Origin of the sequence: Carnobacterium sp. FSL W8-0810 (assembly GCF_038007125.1) — a bacterium.
Taxonomy (GTDB): Bacteria; Bacillota; Bacilli; order Lactobacillales; family Carnobacteriaceae; genus Carnobacterium_B; species Carnobacterium_B inhibens.
Genome location: NZ_JBBOWO010000001.1, coordinates 968,286 through 990,464 on the forward strand (window position 1 = coordinate 968,286; position 22,179 = coordinate 990,464).

At 35.8% G+C, this 22,179-nt stretch carries 21 protein-coding genes; 15 read left to right on the forward strand and 6 right to left on the reverse strand.

Annotated elements, in window-relative coordinates:
• The first annotated feature begins 196 nt into the window (after nucleotides 1-196).
• From NST49_RS04720 to NST49_RS04770, 11 genes are all read left to right on the forward strand, one after another.
• Nucleotides 197-847, forward strand: a complete 651-nt coding sequence (locus NST49_RS04720) for a uridine kinase family protein (RefSeq protein WP_251165721.1) — start codon at nucleotides 197-199, stop codon at nucleotides 845-847.
• A gap of 227 nt (nucleotides 848-1,074) precedes the next feature.
• Nucleotides 1,075-1,359, forward strand: coding sequence for a hypothetical protein (locus NST49_RS04725; RefSeq protein ID WP_301426673.1), 285 nt, complete (start codon nucleotides 1,075-1,077; stop codon nucleotides 1,357-1,359).
• Between the two features lie 80 nt (nucleotides 1,360-1,439).
• Nucleotides 1,440-2,147 (forward strand): VIT1/CCC1 transporter family protein, encoded by a 708-nt coding sequence (locus NST49_RS04730; RefSeq protein ID WP_301426674.1) that lies wholly within the window; start codon nucleotides 1,440-1,442, stop codon nucleotides 2,145-2,147.
• A 535-nt stretch (nucleotides 2,148-2,682) separates the two neighbouring features.
• Nucleotides 2,683-3,516, forward strand: coding sequence for an ABC transporter permease (locus NST49_RS04735; protein ID WP_034537597.1), 834 nt, complete (start codon nucleotides 2,683-2,685; stop codon nucleotides 3,514-3,516).
• Complete coding sequence (locus NST49_RS04740) at nucleotides 3,509-4,288, forward strand: ABC transporter permease (protein ID WP_034537595.1); 780 nt, start codon at nucleotides 3,509-3,511, stop codon at nucleotides 4,286-4,288. The genes NST49_RS04735 and NST49_RS04740 overlap by 8 nt, the downstream gene beginning before the upstream one ends.
• Before the next feature lie 70 nt (nucleotides 4,289-4,358).
• Entirely contained in the window at nucleotides 4,359-5,399 is a 1,041-nt protein-coding gene (locus NST49_RS04745) for an ABC transporter ATP-binding protein (RefSeq protein ID WP_034537592.1), read from the forward strand.
• A 29-nt stretch (nucleotides 5,400-5,428) separates the two neighbouring features.
• A complete protein-coding gene (locus tag NST49_RS04750; protein WP_034538691.1) occupies nucleotides 5,429-6,475 on the forward strand; it encodes an ABC transporter substrate-binding protein in 1,047 nt (348 codons plus the stop codon).
• A gap of 78 nt (nucleotides 6,476-6,553) precedes the next feature.
• Nucleotides 6,554-8,260 (forward strand): adenine deaminase C-terminal domain-containing protein, encoded by a 1,707-nt coding sequence (locus NST49_RS04755; protein ID WP_034537590.1) that lies wholly within the window; start codon nucleotides 6,554-6,556, stop codon nucleotides 8,258-8,260.
• Nucleotides 8,257-9,576, forward strand: coding sequence for an amidohydrolase (locus NST49_RS04760; protein WP_034537588.1), 1,320 nt, complete (start codon nucleotides 8,257-8,259; stop codon nucleotides 9,574-9,576). Before NST49_RS04755 ends, NST49_RS04760 begins: the two co-directional genes overlap by 4 nt.
• Nucleotides 9,577-9,660: 84 nt before the next feature.
• Nucleotides 9,661-9,942: a YkvA family protein gene (locus NST49_RS04765; protein ID WP_301426680.1), complete on the forward strand. Its 282-nt coding sequence runs from the start codon at nucleotides 9,661-9,663 to the stop codon at nucleotides 9,940-9,942.
• A gap of 165 nt (nucleotides 9,943-10,107) precedes the next feature.
• Nucleotides 10,108-11,814: an IS1182 family transposase gene (locus tag NST49_RS04770; RefSeq protein ID WP_341047325.1), complete on the forward strand. Its 1,707-nt coding sequence runs from the start codon at nucleotides 10,108-10,110 to the stop codon at nucleotides 11,812-11,814.
• A 379-nt stretch (nucleotides 11,815-12,193) separates the two neighbouring features.
• Here the strand turns inward: NST49_RS04770 and NST49_RS04775 are convergent, their stop codons facing one another.
• Together NST49_RS04775 and NST49_RS04780 are read right to left on the reverse strand one after the other, a co-directional pair.
• On the reverse strand, nucleotides 12,194-12,958 hold the full coding sequence (locus NST49_RS04775) for a 2-keto-4-pentenoate hydratase (protein ID WP_341047326.1): 765 nt from the start codon (nucleotides 12,956-12,958) through the stop codon (nucleotides 12,194-12,196).
• Nucleotides 12,959-13,193: 235 nt separating this feature from the next.
• Nucleotides 13,194-14,159: a glycosyltransferase gene (locus NST49_RS04780; RefSeq protein ID WP_251165713.1), complete on the reverse strand. Its 966-nt coding sequence runs from the start codon at nucleotides 14,157-14,159 to the stop codon at nucleotides 13,194-13,196.
• Between the two features lie 244 nt (nucleotides 14,160-14,403).
• Here NST49_RS04780 and NST49_RS04785 point away from each other — a divergent pair, with 244 nt between their 5' ends.
• On the forward strand, nucleotides 14,404-14,955 hold the full coding sequence (locus NST49_RS04785; RefSeq protein WP_341047328.1) for a GNAT family N-acetyltransferase: 552 nt from the start codon (nucleotides 14,404-14,406) through the stop codon (nucleotides 14,953-14,955).
• Nucleotides 14,956-15,041: 86 nt separating this feature from the next.
• The gene (locus NST49_RS04790; RefSeq protein ID WP_187948521.1) at nucleotides 15,042-15,380 is read left to right on the forward strand and encodes a thioredoxin family protein; all 339 of its coding nucleotides are present in this window, start codon (nucleotides 15,042-15,044) and stop codon (nucleotides 15,378-15,380) included.
• 65 nt (nucleotides 15,381-15,445) lie between these two features.
• Here NST49_RS04790 and NST49_RS04795 read toward each other — a convergent pair whose 3' ends face one another.
• The 4 genes from NST49_RS04795 to NST49_RS04810 form a co-directional block, all read right to left on the reverse strand.
• Nucleotides 15,446-16,678 (reverse strand): NAD(P)/FAD-dependent oxidoreductase, encoded by a 1,233-nt coding sequence (locus NST49_RS04795; protein ID WP_341047330.1) that lies wholly within the window; start codon nucleotides 16,676-16,678, stop codon nucleotides 15,446-15,448.
• Nucleotides 16,679-16,701: 23 nt separating this feature from the next.
• On the reverse strand, nucleotides 16,702-17,499 hold the full coding sequence (locus NST49_RS04800) for an SDR family NAD(P)-dependent oxidoreductase (protein WP_023179154.1): 798 nt from the start codon (nucleotides 17,497-17,499) through the stop codon (nucleotides 16,702-16,704).
• Nucleotides 17,500-17,609: 110 nt separating this feature from the next.
• Nucleotides 17,610-18,530: a YsnF/AvaK domain-containing protein gene (locus tag NST49_RS04805; RefSeq protein WP_341047332.1), complete on the reverse strand. Its 921-nt coding sequence runs from the start codon at nucleotides 18,528-18,530 to the stop codon at nucleotides 17,610-17,612.
• 99 nt (nucleotides 18,531-18,629) lie between these two features.
• Nucleotides 18,630-19,478, reverse strand: coding sequence for a MurR/RpiR family transcriptional regulator (locus tag NST49_RS04810; RefSeq protein WP_023179150.1), 849 nt, complete (start codon nucleotides 19,476-19,478; stop codon nucleotides 18,630-18,632).
• A gap of 132 nt (nucleotides 19,479-19,610) precedes the next feature.
• Here NST49_RS04810 and gnd point away from each other — a divergent pair, with 132 nt between their 5' ends.
• Both gnd and NST49_RS04820 read left to right on the forward strand, forming a co-directional pair.
• A complete protein-coding gene (gene gnd / locus NST49_RS04815) occupies nucleotides 19,611-20,507 on the forward strand; it encodes a phosphogluconate dehydrogenase (NAD(+)-dependent, decarboxylating) (protein WP_023179149.1) in 897 nt (298 codons plus the stop codon).
• Nucleotides 20,508-20,698: 191 nt separating this feature from the next.
• Nucleotides 20,699-22,165, forward strand: coding sequence for a PTS mannitol transporter subunit IICB (locus NST49_RS04820; protein ID WP_341047334.1), 1,467 nt, complete (start codon nucleotides 20,699-20,701; stop codon nucleotides 22,163-22,165).
• Nucleotides 22,166-22,179: the final 14 nt, after the last annotated feature.

Consider the following 22,179-nt stretch of genomic DNA (forward strand, 5'->3'; position numbering starts at 1 on the left):
TTAACTTTAAAGCAGTATGAGTTCATTTAAATGACCGTACTGCTTTTTTTATTTTTGTGTAGTTGTAGGTATTTCTTTAGAATGAATTAAAAAATCTGGGGAAAACCGTTTTCAATAATGGTAAAATAAAGTTGCTGTGTATAACTTATAAATAAACGATTAACGCTAAGAAGAGATAGATAGAAAAGGGTGGAAAATGAATAAGCTACTTGAAGAAGTCATAAATTGGATAAATAAGTCAGATAAACCGGTGATTATTGGAATTTCAGGACATGGTGCTGCAGGGAAAACTACTTTTTCTACTAAGCTTGCACATTTGATAGGATTAAATGAAGTAGCGTATATTAACACAGATCCCTATATGATCACGTCACAGTTACGACAATACACTATGATTCAATATCGTTATAGAAATAAAGATTATCATTCAAAAATGACTGCTTGCCATCCAGATGCTCATCATATAGTGTCCTTAGAAAGAGACATTCGCATGGTCAAATCTGGGCTAGATTTTTACACGATAGACACTTTTTATAGCAAGAGTGAACTAATTTCTCCTAAAAAAGTTACCATTATAGAAGGAATGAGTGTGGCGTTTGTTGATCCTGAATTAATTGATTTGAAAATTTACTTTTATACAGATGATGAAACAGAGTTAATGAGAAGAGTTGGAAGAGATGTTTTGGAAAGAGGTACGGATATAAATGCTTTACGTCAGTCTCATAAGCAACGTCGGATCCAATATGAACTATTTATGCATCCATACAGAAAAACATTTGATATGATTATAAAAAATTCCGATGAAGAGATATGGGTAGAAAAGAATTTGTTAGCTAGTCCAGAATGACAGAATGAAGCTTATTAAGAAGTAAAGAGGTAAACAGTTGAAATTACTTGTTTCCCCCTATCTATGTGATAATAATGTTGTTGCATATTGAACTTAATGAACGAAATTGCTTCAAAAATGGGGAAATAGAGTATGATTGTATTATTAAATAAGTATTGTAATGAGCATTATATATTGTTATTATATTCACATGGAGTGTGGTGTAATTCGGTTGAAGGAGGAATGATATGAGTAAAAGATTGGAAAAATCTAAAATAGTTTTCTTGTGCATACAATTTTTCTTACTGGTGCATGATTTATTTTTCTCAACCATTACTGATTTAGAGAGGATTGGATCTATAGGAATAAGTTGTATAGGTCTGTTTATAGTAGCTTTTTCTATTAAAGATAGTGTGATCCAAAAGAAAAATAATTATCTATTATTTGGAATCTTTCTTTTCTCGGTTAGTTTACTACTTCTAATTTTAACGACGTGGGTAATAGAACTTATCACTTTTAGCATGGGGAATTAAATAAAAGGGACTTAAAAATGAAAAAATTAGTGTATTCCTTCAAATTTTTTTTTGCTGACTGAACATAAGGAGGAATGAAAATGAATAAACCGGAAAAAATAGTTCATAATGGTAAAGGGAAATATATAAAAAGTATCGTTTATGGAGGATTAGATGGAATCATAACAACCTTTGCTGTAGTAGCAGGAAGTGTTGGTGGCGAGTTATCCTTTAAAGTAGTTTTAATTTTAGGTTTTTCAAATTTGTTGGCAGATGGTTTCTCAATGGCAGTAGGAGATTACCTTTCTACAAAATCACAAAACGAATATGAAAAAACGCTACATTTAAAAAAACAATCTGATATCAGGAATCATCAGGAAAATGAAGTGAACAAAATGATTCGTTCATTTATAAATCAAGGGATTACTCAACCAGATGCTGAAGTACTAGTAAATACTCTTGCAAAATATGAAGAACCTTTTGTAAATCAAATAATGAAAGAGAACTATGGAACTGACCTTACAGAAGATTCTCCAATAAAAAATGCAGTAGCAACATTTTTATCTTTTAGTATTTTTGGTGTAGTTCCACTGTTAATTTATGTGTTATCCATATATATACCTGGATTGTTGCAAAATACTTTTTTAATTGCTTCTTTGCTTACCGGAGTAACACTCTTCATTCTTGGAGCCGTAAAGTCCAGAGTTACTCAATCAAATTGGCTGAAATCTGGTTTTGAAATGTTAGTAGTTGGTGGTTTGGCGGCTTTTGTTGCTTATATCGTAGGTGTTGTTTTAGGAGGAATTTGATTAAGAAGAGCATTAAATTTTACAAAAAAATAGTATAGATGTTAATAGGAGGCCGGGACAAAAGTCCTGGCCTCCTATTTTTATACGAATATTCATTCTAAAACGTGCTCCAAAACAGACCCGACGTCCACTTCGCGAACAATGCTCGATGGTCGATGACCATACTGCGCTTATTCGTTCCAGTTGCCTTAGCCCTTGCAGCTTTAGCTGCTTAGGGATACGGTATGCGAGGTAGAAGATTCGGGTCTAAACGCTTTTTGTCTCACTCTCTTATTTTTTTTGATTTATCTCATTTTATTTTAATTTAAATAAGAAGGAAATAATGAGATAAATCCTAGTAATACAAAAATCGTACGTAAAAAGACGAACATTAATTATTTTAAATGTATTCTTATTCGCTAAATATATTGTTCATTCTTTTTTTAACAGTTATACTGATTTGTGTAGAAACATTAATGTTAAGAAATAATGAAAAAGTGTGAGATTTCTTTTTACTAATTCTTGTATCTTTTATTTTTTAAGGAGGATTTATCTTATGTCGAAAAAAATCCCGTATCTAATACTAGCACCGGGATTCATCTTATTGATTTTCTTTTTATTAATACCACTAGTGTCAGTCATTTGGCCAACTTTTTTTAATGGGACGCTCTCATTTGATTCCTATATTTCATTTTTTAAAGATCCATATAACGTAGGAATTTTTAGCCGTACCATTCGCATTTCACTGATTGTAACTGTCATTTGTATTATTTTAGGTGTTCCTACAGCTTACTATATAGCCGGAACATCTCCAAAATGGCGAGGATTATTAATGGCACTCACATTATTTCCGATGTTAACGAATTCTGTTATTCGAAGTTTTGCTTGGATCAATTTACTAGGACAAAATGGTGTGATCAATAAAGTTCTGACTAGCATAGGCGTCATTTCTGAGCCATTAATCTTATTGTATACTGAATTTTCAATTATCATTGGTTCGACCTATTTATTTTTACCGATCTTAATTATCACCTTGGTAGGAGTAATGGAAAATATTAATCCAGAAATTATGGAAGCAGCAGAAACACTTGGAGCTAGTCGGGTAAATGCGTTTACTAAAGTCATTTTACCTTTGAGCATCCCTGGAATTATCGTAGGCAGTATTTTAGTCTTTACGGGTACACTGACTGCGTATACGACTCCTCAATTGCTTGGGGGAAATCGAAATATGATGTTGTCAACGTTTCTTTATCAAAACGCAATGAATTTAGGCAATTGGAAAGAGGCTAGTGTCATTGCATTGATTATGATCGTGACGACCTTGATTGTAATGAAAGGTTTTAACTTGATTGCCCATAGAATTGACAAGCGAGGTGAACAAGATGCGTAAACAAAGAGGGTTATCCATTTTTGCGGGAGTTGTGTTTGCATTCTTATTTATTCCTCTAATTATCATAACCATAACTGCTTTTGGAGAAAAATCGACTATTCAATTCCCTATCACTGGATTTACATTTGGTTGGTTTACTAAGGTTTTTGAAAACCAATCCTTTATGGACAGCTTTTTATTAAGTCTTGAAGTCTCATTACTGGCAACTTTACTAGCATTAGTTGTTGGGATTCCAGCTGCTTATGCGTTAACTAGACATGGGGTAAAAGGTAAAAGTTGGATCAAAAGTTTTTTCTTATCACCAACCATCATCCCAGGTGTTGTAGTAGGGTATTCGCTGTTTCAATTTATTGTTATCCGTCTGCAAGTACCTTTATTCCAAGGATTGTTACTGGGACATTTTTTAATTAGTTTACCTTACATTATTCGTGTAGTAGGTTCTAGTCTGGAACAATTAGACTTTTCGATAGAAGAAGTGGCATGGACTTTAGGCAGTACTAAGGTGAAAGCATTTGCCAGTATTGTTTTGCCAAATATTTCTTCTAGTATATTTGCAGCGTTTATGCTGGCCTTTATTAACTCATTTAATAATATACCCGTCTCACAATTTTTATCTGGTCCGGGAATTTCAACTTTACCTACCACGTTGATGAATTATATTGAATACAATTATGATCCAGTCGTTTCTGCTTTATCAGTCCTTTTAATGATTGGAACAATCATCTTAATGTTTTTAATTGAAAAAACGCTTGGATTAGCAAAAGTAGTCTAACATCTTAATTATCATCCAGACACTTTACAACTATCTCGTTACACACCACTAAGGAGGATCATCTACCATTATGTCGTTTGTTGATTTAGAAAATATCCGTGTTAGTTATGACGGAAAAAATAATATATTGAAAGACCTTAATCTTTCTATGGAAAAAGGAGAATTAATCTCATTATTAGGGCCATCTGGTTGTGGTAAAACGACTACTTTACGGGTTATCGCAGGTCTGATTGAACCAAATGATGGTACCTTTACTGTAGGTGATGCCAATTTAACAAAAGTTCCTGTACATAAACGGAATTTTGGAATGGTTTTTCAAAGTTATGCTTTATTTCCGCACTTGACCGTTAAAGAAAATGTCGGATTTGGATTGAAGTTAAGAAAAGAAAAAAAAGAAGTTATTGAAAAAAAAGTGCAGGCTATTTTAGCAGCTACCGATTTATCTGACTATGCTGAGCGTTATCCAAAACAACTCTCTGGGGGACAGCGCCAACGTGTAGCGCTTGCTCGAGCGTTAGTGATTGAACCTCAATTGTTGTTGCTAGATGAGCCGTTAAGTAATTTAGATGCTAAATTACGCATCAGTATGCGTATTGAAATTAAACGTATCCAACGCAGATTAGGGATCACAACGGTATTTGTCACTCATGATCAAGAAGAATGTTTTTCGATTTCAGATAAAGTAGCCGTTATGAACAATGGAGTCATTGAACAATATGATTCTCCAGAAGAAATCTATAAGAATCCTAAAACCGAGTTTGTTGCACGCTTCATTGGATTCGAAAATTTCTTTGTGTTAACCAGAAAAGATACTCATTCTTACACCACATTGAATGGAACGTTGATTGAAACAATGCATCCGACAGATAAACAACAGGTAACAGGTACGATTCGACCTGACGATATTTTACTTTCTGCATATAGTGAAGAAGTATTGCCCAACAGTTTAACAGGTACAATAAAAGTTCGTACATTTTTAGGTAAGAGTTATCAATATGAGGTAGAAACGGCTATTGGAAAATTGTTAGTTAATGATGTGCAGGTACAAGGGTACCAAGTTGGAGATAAAGTTCTTGTTGTTATTCCAAAAGAAAAATTGATTTTAGTTTAACCAATGTTAAAAAGGGGGATTTTTAAGTGATAAAAAAGAAAGCAATTTTAGCAAGTTTGACAGTAATGAGTGCAACAGTGTTAATGGCATGTGGGCAAGAAGCAAGCGGAGAAAATAAGGAATTAGTTATTTCTACGTTTGGGTTGAGTGAAGATGTTATGCAAGAAGATATATTTGCACCATTTGAAGAAGAGTATGGAGTAGACATTGTAGTGGAAACAGGAACGAGTTCTGAACGGTATACGAAGTTTGAAAATAACCCTAATTCAACTGTTGATATTATTGATTTGCCTCAATCAAATTCTTCTCAAGGAGCAACTGAAGGACTGTTTGAAGAAATCGATACAGAAAAAATTCCAAATCTTGCTGATTTGATCGATAGTGCAAAAGCTTTAAGCGAAAGTGGCTCTGGAGCAGCTTATACAGTTAACAGTATTGGTATTATTTATGATGAAGAAGCTGCTGGTATGAAGATCGATGAATTTTCTGATTTATGGGACCCTTCATTGAAAGGAAAAATTTCTATTCCAGATATTGCGACAACTTTTGGACCTTCTATGATGTATGTAGCGAGTGAGTATAAAGGTGTAAACATTACAACTGATAATGGAAAAGCTGCTTTTGAGGGGTTAGAGGAACTTTCTCCTAACATCGTTAAAACCTATGCTAAATCGTCAGACTTAGCGAATATGTTCCAATCAGGTGAAATCGTTGCTGCAGTTGTGGGAGATTTTGCGATTCCGATGATTTCGGAGGCTCATCCAGTTGTTCAATATGTTGTTCCGGCTTCTGGAACCTATGCAAACTTTAACACTGTAAACATTAATGCTAAGTCAGAAGATAAAGAAATGGCGTATAATTTTGTGAACTGGAGACTGAGTGAAGAATTGCAAACCATTACTGCTGCTTCATTAAATGAAGCTCCAACAAATAAAAAGGTTGAATTAAGTGGAGAAGTAGCTGAAAATAAAACATATGGAGAGATTGCTGAGTTAACAAAACCAGTTGATTTTGAATTTGTAAATACACAAATGGATGACTGGATCAACACTTGGAATAGAACCCTGAATCAATAGAGAATAAAATAAAATAGTTGAAAAAATAACCTCTTCTCTATTAAGAGGTTATTTTTTATAGTAGAAAGGTGAATGTACATGAAAGTAGATACGATTGTTACGAACGTGCAAGTGTTTAATAGCTTTTTAAAAAAATTTGAATGGAAAGATGTGGCCATTCTTAATGGAAAGTTCTTTTCGATAGGAATAGAAGCATCAACAGATTTGAAATCTGATATTACTATTGATGCTAAAGGAAATTACATGATCCCAGGATTGATTGATATCCATATGCATATTGAAAGTTCTATGATTCCTCCTGCTATATTTTCAAAGGCAGGTTTATCTCACGGAGTTACAACAGTAGTTGCAGATGCTCATGAAATGGTTAACGTATTTGGGTTAGATGGTATGCATGCTTTTATGGACCAAGAAACCGAAATGGATATTTTTTATGCGATACCGTCTTCTGTTCCTTCCACCATTCCAGCGCTAGAAACGACTGGCGGATTCGTAGGAGTAGAAGAAGTTCAACAACTACTGAATCACCCTAAAGTAATTGCTCTTGGAGAAGCAATGAATTTTGATGGTATCGTAAATGATTCAGATTCTTTGATACGTCAAATTTTACAAATTGTTCAGCAAAAGAGACCATTTATGCCGATTGAGGGACATGTTCCACTAGTATCAGGCTTAGACCTAGCTAAATTCATGTATCAAGGCATTACTGCTGATCATACTCACCAAAGTCCAGAATCAATCTATGAGAAAATCAGCAATGGAATGTTTATTGAACTGCAACGAAAATCGCTAACCAAAGAGAATATGGCGGTCATCGCTCAAAATCAATTTTATGACTATTGTGCCATTGTAACAGACGATATTATGGCAGACGATTTATTAAAGGGACACTTGAATGCGAATGTCCAACTGGCTATTAAAGCAGGTATTCCTATTGAACAAGCCATTTATATGAGTACTTACACTCCTGCTAGAAGAATGGGTTTTCAAGATAGAGGGGCAATCGTATCGGGATTTAAAGCTGATTTCATTCTATTGGAAGATCCAGCAAAAATGGAAACATCAGCTGTTTATAAATCTGGGAAAAAGGTTTATGTAAAGGGAAATGAGATAGCGTATCCAGATAAAAAACCACTATTTCCTGCTTCCTTTTATACGTCTGTTCAATGTAAGAAAGCTGAACAGACTGATTTTAACATTCGAGCTGAGGGGAAAACTGCCATTTGTAATGTCATTCGGATAACTGAAGTGGGGACATTTACGAAATGTGTCCAGCGAGAACTCCCGATAAAAAATGGGTACTTGGATTGGGAGTCCAGTGGATTAGCTTTAATCGTAGTAATGGAGCGCTACGGAAAATCTGGCAATAAAGCATTTGGTCTTGTTGAAAATGCATTAACTGAAAAAGGTGCAGTAGGGACAACATGGGCACATGATCATCATAATTTAATGGTGATGGGAACCACAGTTGCAGACTTAATAGTGGCCCAAAATCAATTAGTGGCAATCCAAGGGGGTTATTTAACGGTTCAGAATGAACAAGTAGTAAGCTGCTGTCCGCTTTTGATTGGAGGAATCATCAGTGATGCACCGATCCAAGTCGTTGGAAAACAGTTAAGTGAAGTACGGCAAGGAATGATTGATTTAGGTTACCGAAATTCAAATGAGATCATGTCTTTTTCAACACTGTCTCTACCTGTTTCTCCTGCTATTAAAATTACGGATAAAGGAATGTTTGATGTCCGAAGTCAACAGTCTATTCCATTAATGGAGATAGTAAAATGAGAACACTAATTAAAAATAGTCATATTTTAACAATGGATGCCAAACGAACAGAGTACTCTGATGGATACATTATAATAGAAGATGATGAAATTTTGGAAATTGGATCGTATGTCCATTTCTCAAAGCAAGAGACTGATTTTGATGAGGTTATTGATGCTCACCAAACGATTGCCATTCCTGGAATGGTCAATACTCATACTCACATAGGAATGGTCCCTTTTCGATCACTAGGAGATGATTATCCAGATCGATTGCGACGCTTTTTATTTCCTCTTGAAAAGGCTTGTATGACGAAAGAATTGGCGTATCATAGTGGAAAATACGCTATTGCTGAAATGCAAATGGCTGGTATAACAACATTTGCCGATATGTATTATTTTGAAGATGCTCTAGCACAAGCTACGGATGAAATGAAGTCACGCGCTATTCTAGGGGAAACAGTTGTCGATTTTCCAACTTGTGATGCACCAAAAAGCCATGGCGGGATTGGATATGCAGAGGAATTTATTCCCAAATGGCTTGATCATGAGTTAATTACACCAGCTATTGCGCCTCATGCACCAAATACGAATCATTCGCAAGCACTAAAAAAGGCAGCTGCATTATCGGAAAAATATAATATTCCAATGACCATGCATGTAGCAGAAATGGATTATGAAATGAACTATTTTAGTGAAAAATACAATGCTACCCCAATTGAATTCTTACAATCAATTGGAGTGTTAAGTACTCGATTTATTGCCGCTCACTGTATTCATGTATCTGACCATGATCTACAGATTTTAAAACAAGAAGGAGTAGGGGTTGCTCATTGTATTGGTGCGAATACTAAATCTGCTAAAGGAGTCGCTCCAATAAAAGATATGCTCAACTTAGCTATCCCTGTAAGTTTAGGAACAGATGGGCCAAGTAGTGGCAATACACTGGACTTATTCACGCAAATGAAACTCGTTGCCAACTTTCATAAGACAGCTTTACATGATAGAACTGCTTTTCCTGCTAAAGAGATTTTGGCAATGGCGACTATTGAAGGAGCGAAAGTATTGAATATGGCGAATGAAATTGGTTCTTTAGAAGTTGGGAAAAAAGCTGATATCGTGCTGGTTGAAACGAAATCTGTAAATATGTTTCCAATTTTTGATCCGTATGCAGCTTTGGTTTATTCTGCTAATGCTTCGAATGTCCAAGATGTCTTTATTAATGGAACAACAATTGTTCGAGATAAGCAATTAGTTAACTATGATTTAATGGATTTACGTTCGAATCTAACAATTGAAATGGCTCATTTTTCAAAAAAAGCGAAAGAGTTGGCTTAAGAAAAATCATGCTTTAGACCGATACATTTTAACAGCAAAGGGACTATACTAACAGTAGTCAAATTAAATGGAGGTCATACAAAGATGAAAATGAAAACAAAGCAAACTAAGACCCCAATGTCGCAAGTGAAATCACTGATCCTTTCTCTATTTAACACAAAAACAAGCGGGAAAAAGAAGCTAATGGTAGCAGGGATCATTCTTTATATTATTAGTCCTATCGATTTTGTGCCCGATTTTATTCCTGTAGTTGGATATGCGGATGATGTGATCCTTCCAATTCTATTACTCGTTGCTAATAAATTACTTTCTGACGATACGGATGCATCGTCTGGACAATTACGAAAAGAAGCTGAAAAAGCCTAAAATTAACCAAAAAGGAGGGGCTGGGAAAAAACTCAGTCTCTGAATAAAGAAAATCCCCAACTCTTTCATTTTGGAAGAGTTGGGGATTTTTATCGTTTTAAAAGACACAGTGAGCCAAATACCTTATAATTTAAGTACGACCAAAAACCAAAGGAGTGACTCACCATGTATCAAAATTATAACACAATGGAAACGGCCTTAACACTACAATTGGATTTTACAATCCCGAATGATCATGAAGCCCGCCTCATTAGCCGTTTTGTCGATTCTATTCCTTCGGAATTTCTTCTTGAAGAGACGTCTCATACGGGACGCCCTGCCTTTCATCCCGCCATGCTTTTAAAGATGTGTTTGTTTGCCTATAGTCGCACAACCTTTTCTGGACGCAAAATGGAACGGATGAATGAAGAATCCATTCCTATGAAGTGGTTAACGGGTGATACTTCTGTTAGCTACAAGACAATCAATAACTTCCGTTCAAGCGAGCACGCATCAAAACTCATCAAGTATGCATTCATTCTTTTCACAACACTCTTAAGTGACAACGGCTTGATTCACGAAGACGCGCTCTATATCGATGGTACAAAGATACAAGCCGATGCAAATATTTATAGTTTCACTTGGAAGAAAGCAATCGAACGCTATGAAGCAAAACTCAATGCCAACGTTTCGGAATTGTATGATGAACTCATCCAGGCAAAAGTAAACCTCGCTTTATCGGAAGAGACATTAAAAACGTCGGAAGGCATTGAAGAAATAATCGTTTCCCTGGACAAAGAACTTGTGGTCGTTGAAGCTGCGATTACAGAAGAAAAAGTGATTCCCAAAGGTGGTTCGGAACAGAAGCGACGTCGTCGCATCCTCAAGAAACATCGGAATAAATGCGAAAAAGATTTCTTGCCGCGTAAGCAACGCTATGAAGAAGCAAACGCCACATTTGAAGGCCGCAACAGTTTCTCAAAAACAGATACAGACGCAACGTTCATGTGCATGAAAGAAGATCCGATGAAGAACCGTGAGTTAAAACCGGGTTATAATCTTCAAGTTGCATCGAGCAATCAGTTTGTCATTGCCTATGATATTTTTTCCAATCCGACGGATACACGCACGTTTATCCCTTTTTTAGAATCCATTCAAACGTTAGACTTATTTAAATACATCGTCGCAGACGCCGGTTATGGCAGTGAAGAAAATTACGAGGCGGTTATGGATACCTTTCAGAAAGTACCGCTCATCCCATACGGCATGTATCATAAAGAGAACAGTAACGCCTATCGCTCGAATCCTAAACACCGCGCCAACTGGGATTATGACGAGATTGAAGATGCTTATACGGATTTAGACGACGTCCGTTTTAGTTTCTCACATTATAGTACGCAAAATGATAAGAATGGTTTCCGCAGACAATTTAAAGTATACAAGGCTGATGTGGAACAACTGGACGAGACACGCAAGCAACTAGCCAAGACACCCAAAGGTGCCCAACGCCAGACAGCGGTCAACTATAACTGGGAATACTTCAAGCAGCATGCAAAAGAGAACCTTGAAAGCGATCGTGGCAAAGCCATCTACGCACAACGAAAAGTTGACGTAGAAACTGTTTTTGGTCGTATGAAAGGTGTATTTGGCATGCGCAGAACCCATGTCAGAGGCAAGCAAGCCGTTCACAATGACATCGGGATCATGCTTATGAGCATGAATCTTACAAAACTAGCCCTTGAGGCTAGAAGAAAAGCGGATGCTTTTTACAAAAAATCAGTCAAAAATAAAAATCGCAATGAAACAATCAGAATTTTGATTATTTCATTACGATTTTTTTATTTGAGGCTAGTTTTTTCCCAGCCCCACTCATTTTTTATATATAATGTTTGATAATTGGTGTTACTACAACAAAATAAAATTTCTTCTAGTTGCAAAGAGCCATGAGACTGTCTAAATCTTAGTTGCTGGGACTGTTGTTGCTTTAGCAGTTTACAAACAGCAGGTACACTTGGCATTATTCTGTTTCCAGTGCTTCCTTTGAAGCATTAAATAAGACGTAACCGCTGAAGAGCTGACAAACTGTGATTCACATTGAACCCTTAGATATGGCTACAAGCAACTCTTATTCCTCTAGAAAAAATTTTGTAATCAATTTAATTAATCTATTATTATTAAAATTTAGGCTAATTTAAAAGGCATGACCCAAATTACATTCGGAATCATACCTTAATAGTTTATCCTTTTTCTATAATTGACAAATTGCAAATGTTTATTCGGTAATCGTTAGGATTACTGTTCCAAAATAGTCGAATTCCCCTTTATAAGTACCTGCAGCTAATTCTTTAGGCATAACAAAAGTACCAGAAGACACAAACATACCGGGTTGAAGAGACAAACCATGCTCACCTAATTTTTTTAGCAGCCATTCCATGGCTTTAACTGGATGCCCCATAACTGTTTTTGAGGAGTCTTGAGCTAAGATTTGGCCATTGTATACCAATTTTCCTTGTATATTATCTAAATCTTCATATGTAGCATCTTTTGCTTCACCATAGCTAACGTATCCACCTACAGCTCCATCTGCACAGACCTGCTCTTTTGGCATTTTGGGAAACCAGTCTAAGAAGCGAGAATCTGGTATTTCTAATCCTGGTGCTACTTTAGTTTTTTGAAGAATATCTTCAAGTGAGTCTTCAGCAGTTAATTCTTCCTTAATAATAAAAATTAATTCTAACTCTATCAAGGCATTAGCAGTATCTTTTGATAATGAAAGTCTATCTCGGACACGTTTATTCGTTAACTGACCATATAAAGGTTCCGAGGCGCCAAATAGAGCTTGGGTTTCTGGACTTGTCATACTGATTTTGTATCCTTGAAGTTTTTCACCATTTTTTTCTTTTACGGCAGTAAAAGAATGCTGCATAGTGTAGGCTTCTTCTAAACTGATATCCTTAGGAAAGGTATCTTTCTCTAAAGGCTGAATATCTCTATATGAAGGATAGAGTTTATGGTTTATGAATTTTGAATGTGTCATAGTTTAATCTCCCATCATTTTGTTATCTTTTTTTAATCTGATTATCATTATATCATTTATAGAAAAAAAGACTAACTTAAACGATGTTTTTGATAAATAAACTAATTATAGTAGGAATTAAAAAGTCTATTTGGCTATGACCAAAGGCATATTTATATTATTGAAAAAAGAGCAATGCATAACTAAGTTCTTTGTTCTTCTATTAATAGGCTTATGTTAACTGACGAAAATTGTGTCATTCTACTAGATGCTTCTTATAAAACATATCCCAATAAATTTTGCCTAAGCCGATATTTCTGCGTGTGATCATACAACATTTCTTCAAGTCTTTATCTTTATGCTCAGTTAAATCATAGTGGTATAAATTTTGTTTCAGATTAATAATTAATAGATCATTCATATTTTCTGGTGTAGCTAAAAGGAATAATGAAGAAAGAGTCAAACGAATATAATAATCCTTAAGTACACGCGTATCAATGGAAGAGTCTTGCGACAATAAATCAATGGCTTTTTCTATTGCTTTTAATCCCGTTAATTTTTCTTTGTTTTGAAGAACATTTACTGGTAAATGTTGACTAAGATAATAATGATAATGAGGAGGCGGGTTGTAAAGGATTTTTTTACTTTTAAAAAAGCAGTGCATTGCGACTAGCAGATCTTCATAATGATCAACTTCCTCATCAAAACGTATAGCAGGATTGGAATTAAAGATTTTTAATTTGAAAAGTTTGTTGCATAAGAAGCCGTGTATTCTTGTTTGAGCTAGACAAAGTTGGATAGCCTCGTTTTTTGACATGAATTGTGTTTCAATAGGATCTGAAACAATGAGTAGCTCTTCTATAGTATCTTCATAATATCTACACGTAATTGTATCTGCATTAAATTTGGCATTAATAGTGATAAGGTATTCCAACATTTCTGCATCAATCCAATCGACAGAGTTAACAAAACAGACATACTCTCCCTGTGCATATGAAAGACCAATATTTCTTGCGACAGATAAGTTGCTTCTTTCTATGTGAATGACATGGAATCTTGCATCAAGTTTTGCAAACTTATCGCAAATTTCGCCGCTTTTATCGCTAGACCCATTATCGATTAAAATAACTTGTAAATTACGATAAGTCTGGCCTTTGATGTTGTGCAGGCATTTGGGTAACAATTTTTCAATATTTTGGACTGTTACAATAACTGAAATCATGACATTCCCTCCCAACCACGATAATTTTAAAACCTGAGAAAGATTCATTCAAATCACAAACTTAACGATGTTCTTATGTTAAGTTTATGGTATTATCCTTCTTTGTCAATATTTAGAAGAAGAGGAGAACAGAATACCATTCTTTTGACATATAGTTAAAGCAGCTCAAAACTCTTTTGGGTTGACGAAATACTGTCATACTGCTAAATTAAGAACACAACTCTAAAACAAAGTGGGGGACTATATGGAAGAAAAAATCTATCAATTAAGCTATTACAATCAGGTAGAAGGAGAGCGGATACTGCTTCGGCCAATGACCTTAAAAGATGCAGAAGATATGTACGAATATGCTTCTGACGATGAAACTGTTCGATTTGTTTTCGAAAAACATACTAATTTGGAAGAAACGAAAAAAAACATTGCGAATTATTTTATGAAAGAACCACTGGGAAAGTATGCAATTGAATTGAAAGAAACTGGAAAAATGATTGGCACGATTGATTTAAGATTAAAAAGTGGCACCAATAGTGCAGAGATTGGATACACATTAAATAAAAATTATTGGAAAAATGGGTATATAACGGAAGCAGGAAAATTAATAATTGCGTTGGGTTTTGAAAAAATGGGATTAGAACGAATTTATGCTTGTTATGATATAGAAAATCCAGCTTCAGGGAAAGTAATGGAACGTCTCGGTATGACGTATGAAGGGACATTAAGAAAAAATAGAATCCACAAAAAACGTGATGTGGATGATGTCTATTATTCCATCTTAAAACAAGATTATTTTTCTTAAGTAAAGGGTTTTAACTATCTAACTAAGTTTAGGTAAAAAAATAATCGGCTAAATAGTTGATTAATCAATAGAAAGAAGAATGCAAAATGAATACATTTCCTCAAGCTGTTTCTATGGATGAAATTTTACGCTTTATAGAACAAAATGACCTTGCTTTTGTTTATATTTCAAGAAAAAGTTGTGGTATCTGCCATGTTATTCAGCCGCAAGTGCAAGAGATGTTAAAAGAATTTCCATCCATTAAGCCTATACAAGTTAGTGCAGATGATATTCCTGAAGTTGCCAGCCAATTCACAGTATTTACTGTTCCAGCTTTATTGTTATTTGCTGAAGGCAAAGAAGTTATCCGTGAAGCACGATTTGTTGTTATGGATGAGCTGCATGGGAAGTTCAAGCAAGTTGTTGGAAATTTTACAAGTAGATAAAAAATAGCACCATTTTTCAGCTCTAATAAATCAGCTGAAAAATGATGCTATTTTAATTTAAAAGATTATTTTTCTTTAGAACGGATCATTCCTTTTAAAGATTGAGGATTAGTTGGCGGATCACTAAGAATAGCACGAACACTATCCAAATCTGGTTCGACATTCCAAGTTAAAATACCTACAGGAAGATCATCTTCTAAGTAGTAAACCACTTTTCCGCCATCTACTGCATCTATTATTGTATTTAATGAAGGGTCTAACGTACCAATTGCTTTCCAAGAAATAGAAAAAATGACAGAATAAAAATAAGGCGTATACGTGTAAGCTTCACCTGATTCAGCCATTGCTTTACCCGCTGCTTTACCAGATTTTCGGGCATGATCAACGTGTTCGATACGCGTTCTGCCTAGAATTTTATCGGGATAAAAAGCAATATCACCAGCAGCCCAAATGTCAGGATCGGTTGTTCGCAACTGTTCATCAACATAAACGCCATCATCGACTTTAAGACCGCTTTGTTCGGCTAATGAAACACGAGGCGTTACTCCTAACCCAATGACGATAGTATCACCTTGTACTGTAGATCCGTCGTCAAGTTGAAGACTTAACTTGCCATCTTCTTTTGTATAAGACTCTGCGCGTTTATTATTTAAAAGATTCACGCCAGCTTCTCGGAAAGAATCTTCATATTCCTTAGCGAGTTCAGCAGGAAACTGGCTGCTTCCTAAAACTTTATCCGGATAAATAAGTGTCACTTTAGTATTGTTTTGTATCAAACCAGCCGCTAGTTCTGCTCCAATATAACCGCCGCCGACGACAATGACATGCTGATTGTTTCCTGAGAAATTACGCAAACGTCTGTAATCAGACCATTCTCTAAACACAATCACATGTTCATCATCTGGACCGTCAATTTTTGTAGGTTCTCCACCGGTAGCAAGGAGCAATTTTTTATACCGAATAGAAGTACCATCTTTTAATTGAACACGATGATTTTCTCGTTCGATAGCAGTTACAGTGGTATTCAATTTAAGGGTAACTCCTTTTAGCTCTTTTGTTGTATTAAGGGCTACTTGGTCTTGAGTAAACGTACTGTCCGTCCATAATTTTTTTGTCAAAGCAGGTCGAGTATAGGGCTCATCGCTATCGGCAGAAAGAATTCCGATGCTGCCAAATAAATCTCTTTCTCGTATGCCTCGAGCAGCAGTGTCTGCCACCATCCCGCCACCTATGATCAGATAGTCGTAGGCTCTAGCTGTATCTTGAGGATTCAGTTTTTCACTTGTATAATCTACCATTTTGTATTCCTCCATTCTTAAGGTTATATCGACGCTACTGAGCCAGCGTCTACGCGGTAATTTGCACCATTTATAAAAGAAGCTTTGTCTGAGCAAAGAAAGGCAATAACAGCGGCTACTTCTTCAGTTTGACCGCGGCGTTTCAATTCAAGGTAAGGTCTTTTTTTATCTAAAAATGATTGGATAGCTTCATCTTTTGAAACAGATAATTCTTCAGATCTTTTTTCCATCATAGTGTCGGTCATCGGTGTTTCGATAAAAGCAGGAGAAACGGAATTAACCAACAATCCTTCTCTGGCGTATGTCCGAGAAAGACCTTTTGACAACGCAAGAATTCCAGCTTTCGCACAACAGTATGGGATTTCATCATCATAAGGTTGGACCGCATCTTCAGAGGCTAAAAAGATAAGTCTGCCCCAGCCACCAGTTCTTAAGTCAGGCAGAAATTCAGATACTAAGCGTACAGGTCCTAGTAAGTCTACTTCCATCGTATTTATCCATCCTTCATCATCTAACTCATGAAAGAGTCCTTGAGCTCCAGTAATACCAGCTGATTGAACTAAAATATCGATTTTCCCGACTTCTTGAGCAATTTTTTGATGAAGCTTTTTCAAGTCATCTATACTTGTGATGTCTGCTGGGTAATGGAAGACTTTGTCCGGCTGTCCAAGTTTTTCTGCTGCTTGAGTTAATTGATCTGGTTCTTTATCGGTAAGAATAACCGTAGCTCCTTCTTCTAAAAGAACACGAGCAGTTTCCCAACCGATACCCGAGTCAGCTCCGGTAACTAAGGCTATTTTTCCTGTAATACCTAATTCCATAATGGCTCCTCCTAATGTATGTTAATTTAACTGAATAAAAAAAGCATCAATAAGGAAATTTCCATATTGATGCTTTCTGTTATTCGCTCTGAATAAGAAATTAACTTAGTCTAAAGGGGTTTGTTGTCGTCTTCTCCTTCGACAGTAACATCTCCATGTGTTTGAACATCTAGGTCTTCTTTACGAACAGTATCTGAAACTTCTTTAACTTCTTCTTTTGTTTCTTTATTAATCGTTACTTCATCTGTAACGACTGCACGTTTATTCACGTCAATTTGTTCTTCCGTAACAGGTATATTGATTGTTTCAGCTTCTAGATCAAGTGAGCCGTCAGTAGGAGCTTCATCTGTTACAGGATGTCTTTCAATGGTCACTTCTTCATGTTTAACGGGTACATCAATGGTTTGATTTTCTTCATTGACTGTCTTGCTTACATTCACTTCGCCCGTTTGAACTTCAGTAGTGCCAACATCTAATCGTTCTTCTTTAAGTTGAAGCTTTTCTTCATTATCTGTTAGTGTGGGATCTACTGTTGAATAATCGGTTGTATCGATCGTATCTAATGTATCAGTCGTATCGATTGAATCAACAGGAGGAACAGTAGCGTCCGCGGAGTCCATTGTTCCTAATGGAGTGCTGTTATCAAAATCTTCAGCTCCAGTTTCTTCAGCAAAATCATCTACCAATACTACAATAGAGCCATTTTTGATATCATCTTTATAGCTGCTCAAGACTGATTCGTCTGCTTCATAGCCTTCATCTGTTGTATCAACATTTGCGTTCTCAGCCTCATCATCACTCATTGTAAAAACATTTTTTACTTTGTCCATGAATGATTCGTCGTCTCCGTTATTCTTATCTGCATGTTCAGTTGAGACACCTACATCTAAATCATTAGGTAAAGTATCAGCAGTTTCTCTGTTTGTGACGAGTGTGATTAAGTTCTTATCGTAACCATCTGCAACAACTTCATCAATAGCGACTCTTGCTTCTTCTAACGTGAGGTAACTTCCTTTTACAAATTTACTCATAATATTCTATTCCTCCCTAAGATTTATATTGTATGTTTCGTAGTCATTATATAAAAGAAAATGAGCTGAAAGCAAAAGAAAGGGCTTGAAAAACGATTATTATAATTTTGTCTGAGAAATTACTTTACGGACTTCATCAAGTGAATGTGTGGCAAAATCACCTGTTTTGAACATTACGCTAACAAACAAAGCGTCGATCAAACTTAGTTGTGTGATACGAGAAGTTAAAGCTTCAGAACGATAGTCCGTTTCTTCAGCTGTTGATAACAATAAAGCATCTGCAAATTTTGCTAAAGGAGAAAGTGAATAACTCGTAATGACGATTACTTTTGCTTTTTTTTCTTTGATGATTTCAGCTAATTGGATAGTGTCTTTGGTGATACCAGAATGGGAAATAATAATGGCGCAATCGTTTTCAGTTAATCGAGAAGCTTGCATCATTTGTATATGAGTATCTTGTGTATACGTAGAATTTAGTGGGGTACGCAAAAATTTATGATAAGCATCCATTGCAATGATACTAGAGCCGCCGACGCCAAAGAAACCGACCATTTTAGCAGCAGTTAAGAACTGAACAGCTTTGATCAGCTCTTGTTCATCCAATAATTTTTTTGTGTCGTTTAACGACTTGACATTGGAGTCAAAAACTTTTTGTGCCATCAGTAGTTCATTGTCTTCTTTAGAAATGTTTTCATGAATAGATAAAGAACTATTTACTTTTTCTGAAGCTAAAGCAATTTTGAAATCTTGAAAACCATTGTATCCTAAGCGCTTACAAAAGCGGAAAAAAGTAGCATCTGCAACTTGGATGGTATCTGAAATATTGCTGATGGTTCCATGCATAACTTCCTCGGGGTGTAAAAGAATAAAATCTGCAATCATTTTTTCTTTGCTGCTTAAATCGCGATAGATCGATTTGATTTTCAAGTTAATATCTTGAGTTTTCATATTTTTCACCTACTTAAAAGAGTTTAAATCAGTATATCATACATTTGATAAAGAAAAATATTTTTTTTAATGGTTGCAAAAAGAAAAAATATTTCATATACTGAAACCATAAATACATAAGGAGTGGTGAAATTGGAAATTGGATTAATTGGTTTAGGAAAAATGGGATACAATTTAGCCTTAAACTTACAAAAGAATGGTCATCATGTGATAGGTTATGATAGTTTCGAAGCGGCAAGAAAACATGCCGATGCAAATGGAATCAAAACCGCAAATGATTTAAAAGAACTGGTTGCCAGTCTTAAACAAACTAAAATTATTTGGATCATGGTTCCAGCGGGAGATCCATTAGAAAATGTTTTAAGTGAAGTCAATGAATTGTTAGGACCAAATGATATCATCATCGATGGAGGAAATTCACACTACAAAGATTCTATTCGACATGCCGAAGTATCTGCAGCAAAAGGTATCCATTTCTTAGACATGGGAACATCAGGTGGTACGAGCGGCGCGAATGCAGGTGCTTGTTTAATGGTTGGAGGCAACTCAGAAGCATTTGCGATAATTGAACCGATTTTGAAAGGGATCTGTGTAAAAGACGGGTATTTATACACTGGGAAATCTGGTAGCGGCCATTACTTGAAAATGGTACACAACGGGATAGAATATGGCATGATGCAAGCGATGGCTGAAGGTTTTGAAGTTGTCGAAAAGAGTGAATTTGAATATGATTTGGCCGACGTGTCAAAAGTTTGGAATAATGGTTCAGTCATTAGAAGCTGGTTAATGGAACTGGCAGAAAGTGCCTTTCAAAAAGACGCTCACCTTGATGAAATAAAAGGAATTATGCAATCTTCGGGTGAAGGGAAATGGACGGTAGAAGCAGCTTTGGATGCAAAAGTTCCGACGCCTGTGATAGCACTCTCTTTAATGATGCGGTACCGTTCTTTAGAGGAAGATACTTTTACTGGAAAAGTAGTTGCAGCACTTAGAAATGAATTTGGCGGCCATGAGGTCACAAAAAAATAAGATAGCAAAAAAGAGGCATTATTTCATATTTTGAAATAATGTCTCTTTTTAATTTAACAGCATACAGCCTATTTTTAAAACTTGTCAATTTACTTTTGACAAGTTTGTATTCAATAGTCGTTGTAAGCGGAAACAAACGATTGTAAGATTATCCTATCAAAGAAATAAAGGAATTCAAGGAGGAAACCAATATGGAAGCTGTAAATAGTAAAGAAAGAATAAAAGAGAAAACGTCTATTAAAGTTGGTGCACAAAAAGTAGGGACTTTTTTAAGTAATATGGTTATCCCAAATATAGGTGCCTTTATAGCTTGGGGAATAGTTACTGCATTATTTATTCCTAACGGGTATTTACCAAATGAGAAACTTGCTGAGTTAGTAACACCAATGATTACTTACTTACTGCCATTGTTAATCGGGTACTCTGGTGGGAAAATGATTTCGGGTCACCGTGGAGGGGTAGTAGGAGCAGTTGCTTCAATCGGTGTTATCGTTGGGACTGATGTACCTATGTTTATTGGTGCAATGATTATGGGCCCGTTCGGTGGTTGGGCTATTAAAAAGTTTGACGATATTTTTCAATCTAAGATAAAAGCTGGTTTTGAAATGTTGGTCAATAACTTTTCTAGTGGGATCATTGGTTTTATCTTAGCTATTATAGGGTATTTAGGAATTGGACCCATCGTTTCAAACATCATGGCTTTTTTAGGAAATGGAATCGAATTCATGATCAATGCAAACTTACTGCCATTGGTTAATTTATTCACTGAACCTGGTAAAGTCATCTTTTTAAATAATGCAATCAATCACGGAATTTTAGGGCCACTTGGGGTTGAACAGGCAGCTGAGACAGGAAAATCAATATTATTTATTCTATCTGGAAATCCAGGTCCTGGTTTTGGTGTTTTATTAGCGTATATGTTGTTTGGTAAAGGAACTGCCAAAGCTTCTGCACCTGGTGCTGCGATCATCCAATTTATTGGAGGCATACATGAACTGTATTTTCCTTACGTATTGATGAAGCCTTTAATGATTTTAGCAGTCATGGCCGGTGGAGTAGCGGGAACTTTAACGTTCACATTATTTGATACAGGCTTAGTTGCTACTGCATCTCCTGGCTCAATTCTTTCAGTTATTGCGATGACGCCTAAAGGAGAATATTTACAAATCTTAGCTGGCGTTTTAGCGTCAATTGTTGCGTCCTTTGTTGTTGCGATGCTTATTCTAAAAGCAGACCGTTCCGAAAATGAAGACTTTGAAAGTAATGTAACTAAAATGCAAGGAATGAAAGCAGAGTCAAACGGTATAGTTCTAAATACAGCTTCTGATAATCCCATAGTTGAATCTGAAAGTGTTGGACAAACGATTTCTTCAACAAATGTTAAGCGGATTATTTTTGCTTGTGATGCTGGAATGGGTTCCAGTGCAATGGGAGCATCGATTTTGAGAAATAAAGCAAAAAAAGCCGGTCTAGAAATACCGGTTACGAATTCAGCAATCAGTGATTTAGAAGATGAAGAAGGAACGTTAATTATTACGCAAATAGAATTAAATGCCAGAGCAAAACAACAAACACCAAGCGGAGTGCATGAAACAGTTGATAACTTCTTAAGTAGTCCTAAATACGATCAAGTTATTGAAAGTTTACTCCGTTCTTGATGATATAATAGCAG

What these genes read in the sequence shown, in the direction of transcription:
- NST49_RS04720 (WP_251165721.1), top strand. Translation starts at nt 197, where the DNA reads ATGAATAAGCTACTTGAAGAAGTCATAAATTGGATAAATAAGTCAGAT.
- NST49_RS04725 (WP_301426673.1), top strand. Translation starts at nt 1,075, where the DNA reads ATGAGTAAAAGATTGGAAAAATCTAAAATAGTTTTCTTGTGCATACAA.
- NST49_RS04730 (WP_301426674.1), top strand. Translation starts at nt 1,440, where the DNA reads ATGAATAAACCGGAAAAAATAGTTCATAATGGTAAAGGGAAATATATA.
- NST49_RS04735 (WP_034537597.1), top strand. Translation starts at nt 2,683, where the DNA reads ATGTCGAAAAAAATCCCGTATCTAATACTAGCACCGGGATTCATCTTA.
- NST49_RS04740 (WP_034537595.1), top strand. Translation starts at nt 3,509, where the DNA reads ATGCGTAAACAAAGAGGGTTATCCATTTTTGCGGGAGTTGTGTTTGCA.
- NST49_RS04745 (WP_034537592.1), top strand. Translation starts at nt 4,359, where the DNA reads ATGTCGTTTGTTGATTTAGAAAATATCCGTGTTAGTTATGACGGAAAA.
- NST49_RS04755 (WP_034537590.1), top strand. Translation starts at nt 6,554, where the DNA reads ATGAAAGTAGATACGATTGTTACGAACGTGCAAGTGTTTAATAGCTTT.
- NST49_RS04760 (WP_034537588.1), top strand. Translation starts at nt 8,257, where the DNA reads ATGAGAACACTAATTAAAAATAGTCATATTTTAACAATGGATGCCAAA.
- NST49_RS04765 (WP_301426680.1), top strand. Translation starts at nt 9,661, where the DNA reads ATGAAAATGAAAACAAAGCAAACTAAGACCCCAATGTCGCAAGTGAAA.
- NST49_RS04770 (WP_341047325.1), top strand. Translation starts at nt 10,108, where the DNA reads ATGTATCAAAATTATAACACAATGGAAACGGCCTTAACACTACAATTG.
- NST49_RS04775 (WP_341047326.1), bottom strand. Translation starts at nt 12,958, where the DNA reads ATGACACATTCAAAATTCATAAACCATAAACTCTATCCTTCATATAGA.
- NST49_RS04780 (WP_251165713.1), bottom strand. Translation starts at nt 14,159, where the DNA reads ATGATTTCAGTTATTGTAACAGTCCAAAATATTGAAAAATTGTTACCC.
- NST49_RS04785 (WP_341047328.1), top strand. Translation starts at nt 14,404, where the DNA reads ATGGAAGAAAAAATCTATCAATTAAGCTATTACAATCAGGTAGAAGGA.
- NST49_RS04790 (WP_187948521.1), top strand. Translation starts at nt 15,042, where the DNA reads ATGAATACATTTCCTCAAGCTGTTTCTATGGATGAAATTTTACGCTTT.
- NST49_RS04795 (WP_341047330.1), bottom strand. Translation starts at nt 16,678, where the DNA reads ATGGTAGATTATACAAGTGAAAAACTGAATCCTCAAGATACAGCTAGA.
- NST49_RS04800 (WP_023179154.1), bottom strand. Translation starts at nt 17,499, where the DNA reads ATGGAATTAGGTATTACAGGAAAAATAGCCTTAGTTACCGGAGCTGAC.
- NST49_RS04805 (WP_341047332.1), bottom strand. Translation starts at nt 18,530, where the DNA reads ATGAGTAAATTTGTAAAAGGAAGTTACCTCACGTTAGAAGAAGCAAGA.
- NST49_RS04810 (WP_023179150.1), bottom strand. Translation starts at nt 19,478, where the DNA reads ATGAAAACTCAAGATATTAACTTGAAAATCAAATCGATCTATCGCGAT.
- NST49_RS04820 (WP_341047334.1), top strand. Translation starts at nt 20,699, where the DNA reads ATGGAAGCTGTAAATAGTAAAGAAAGAATAAAAGAGAAAACGTCTATT.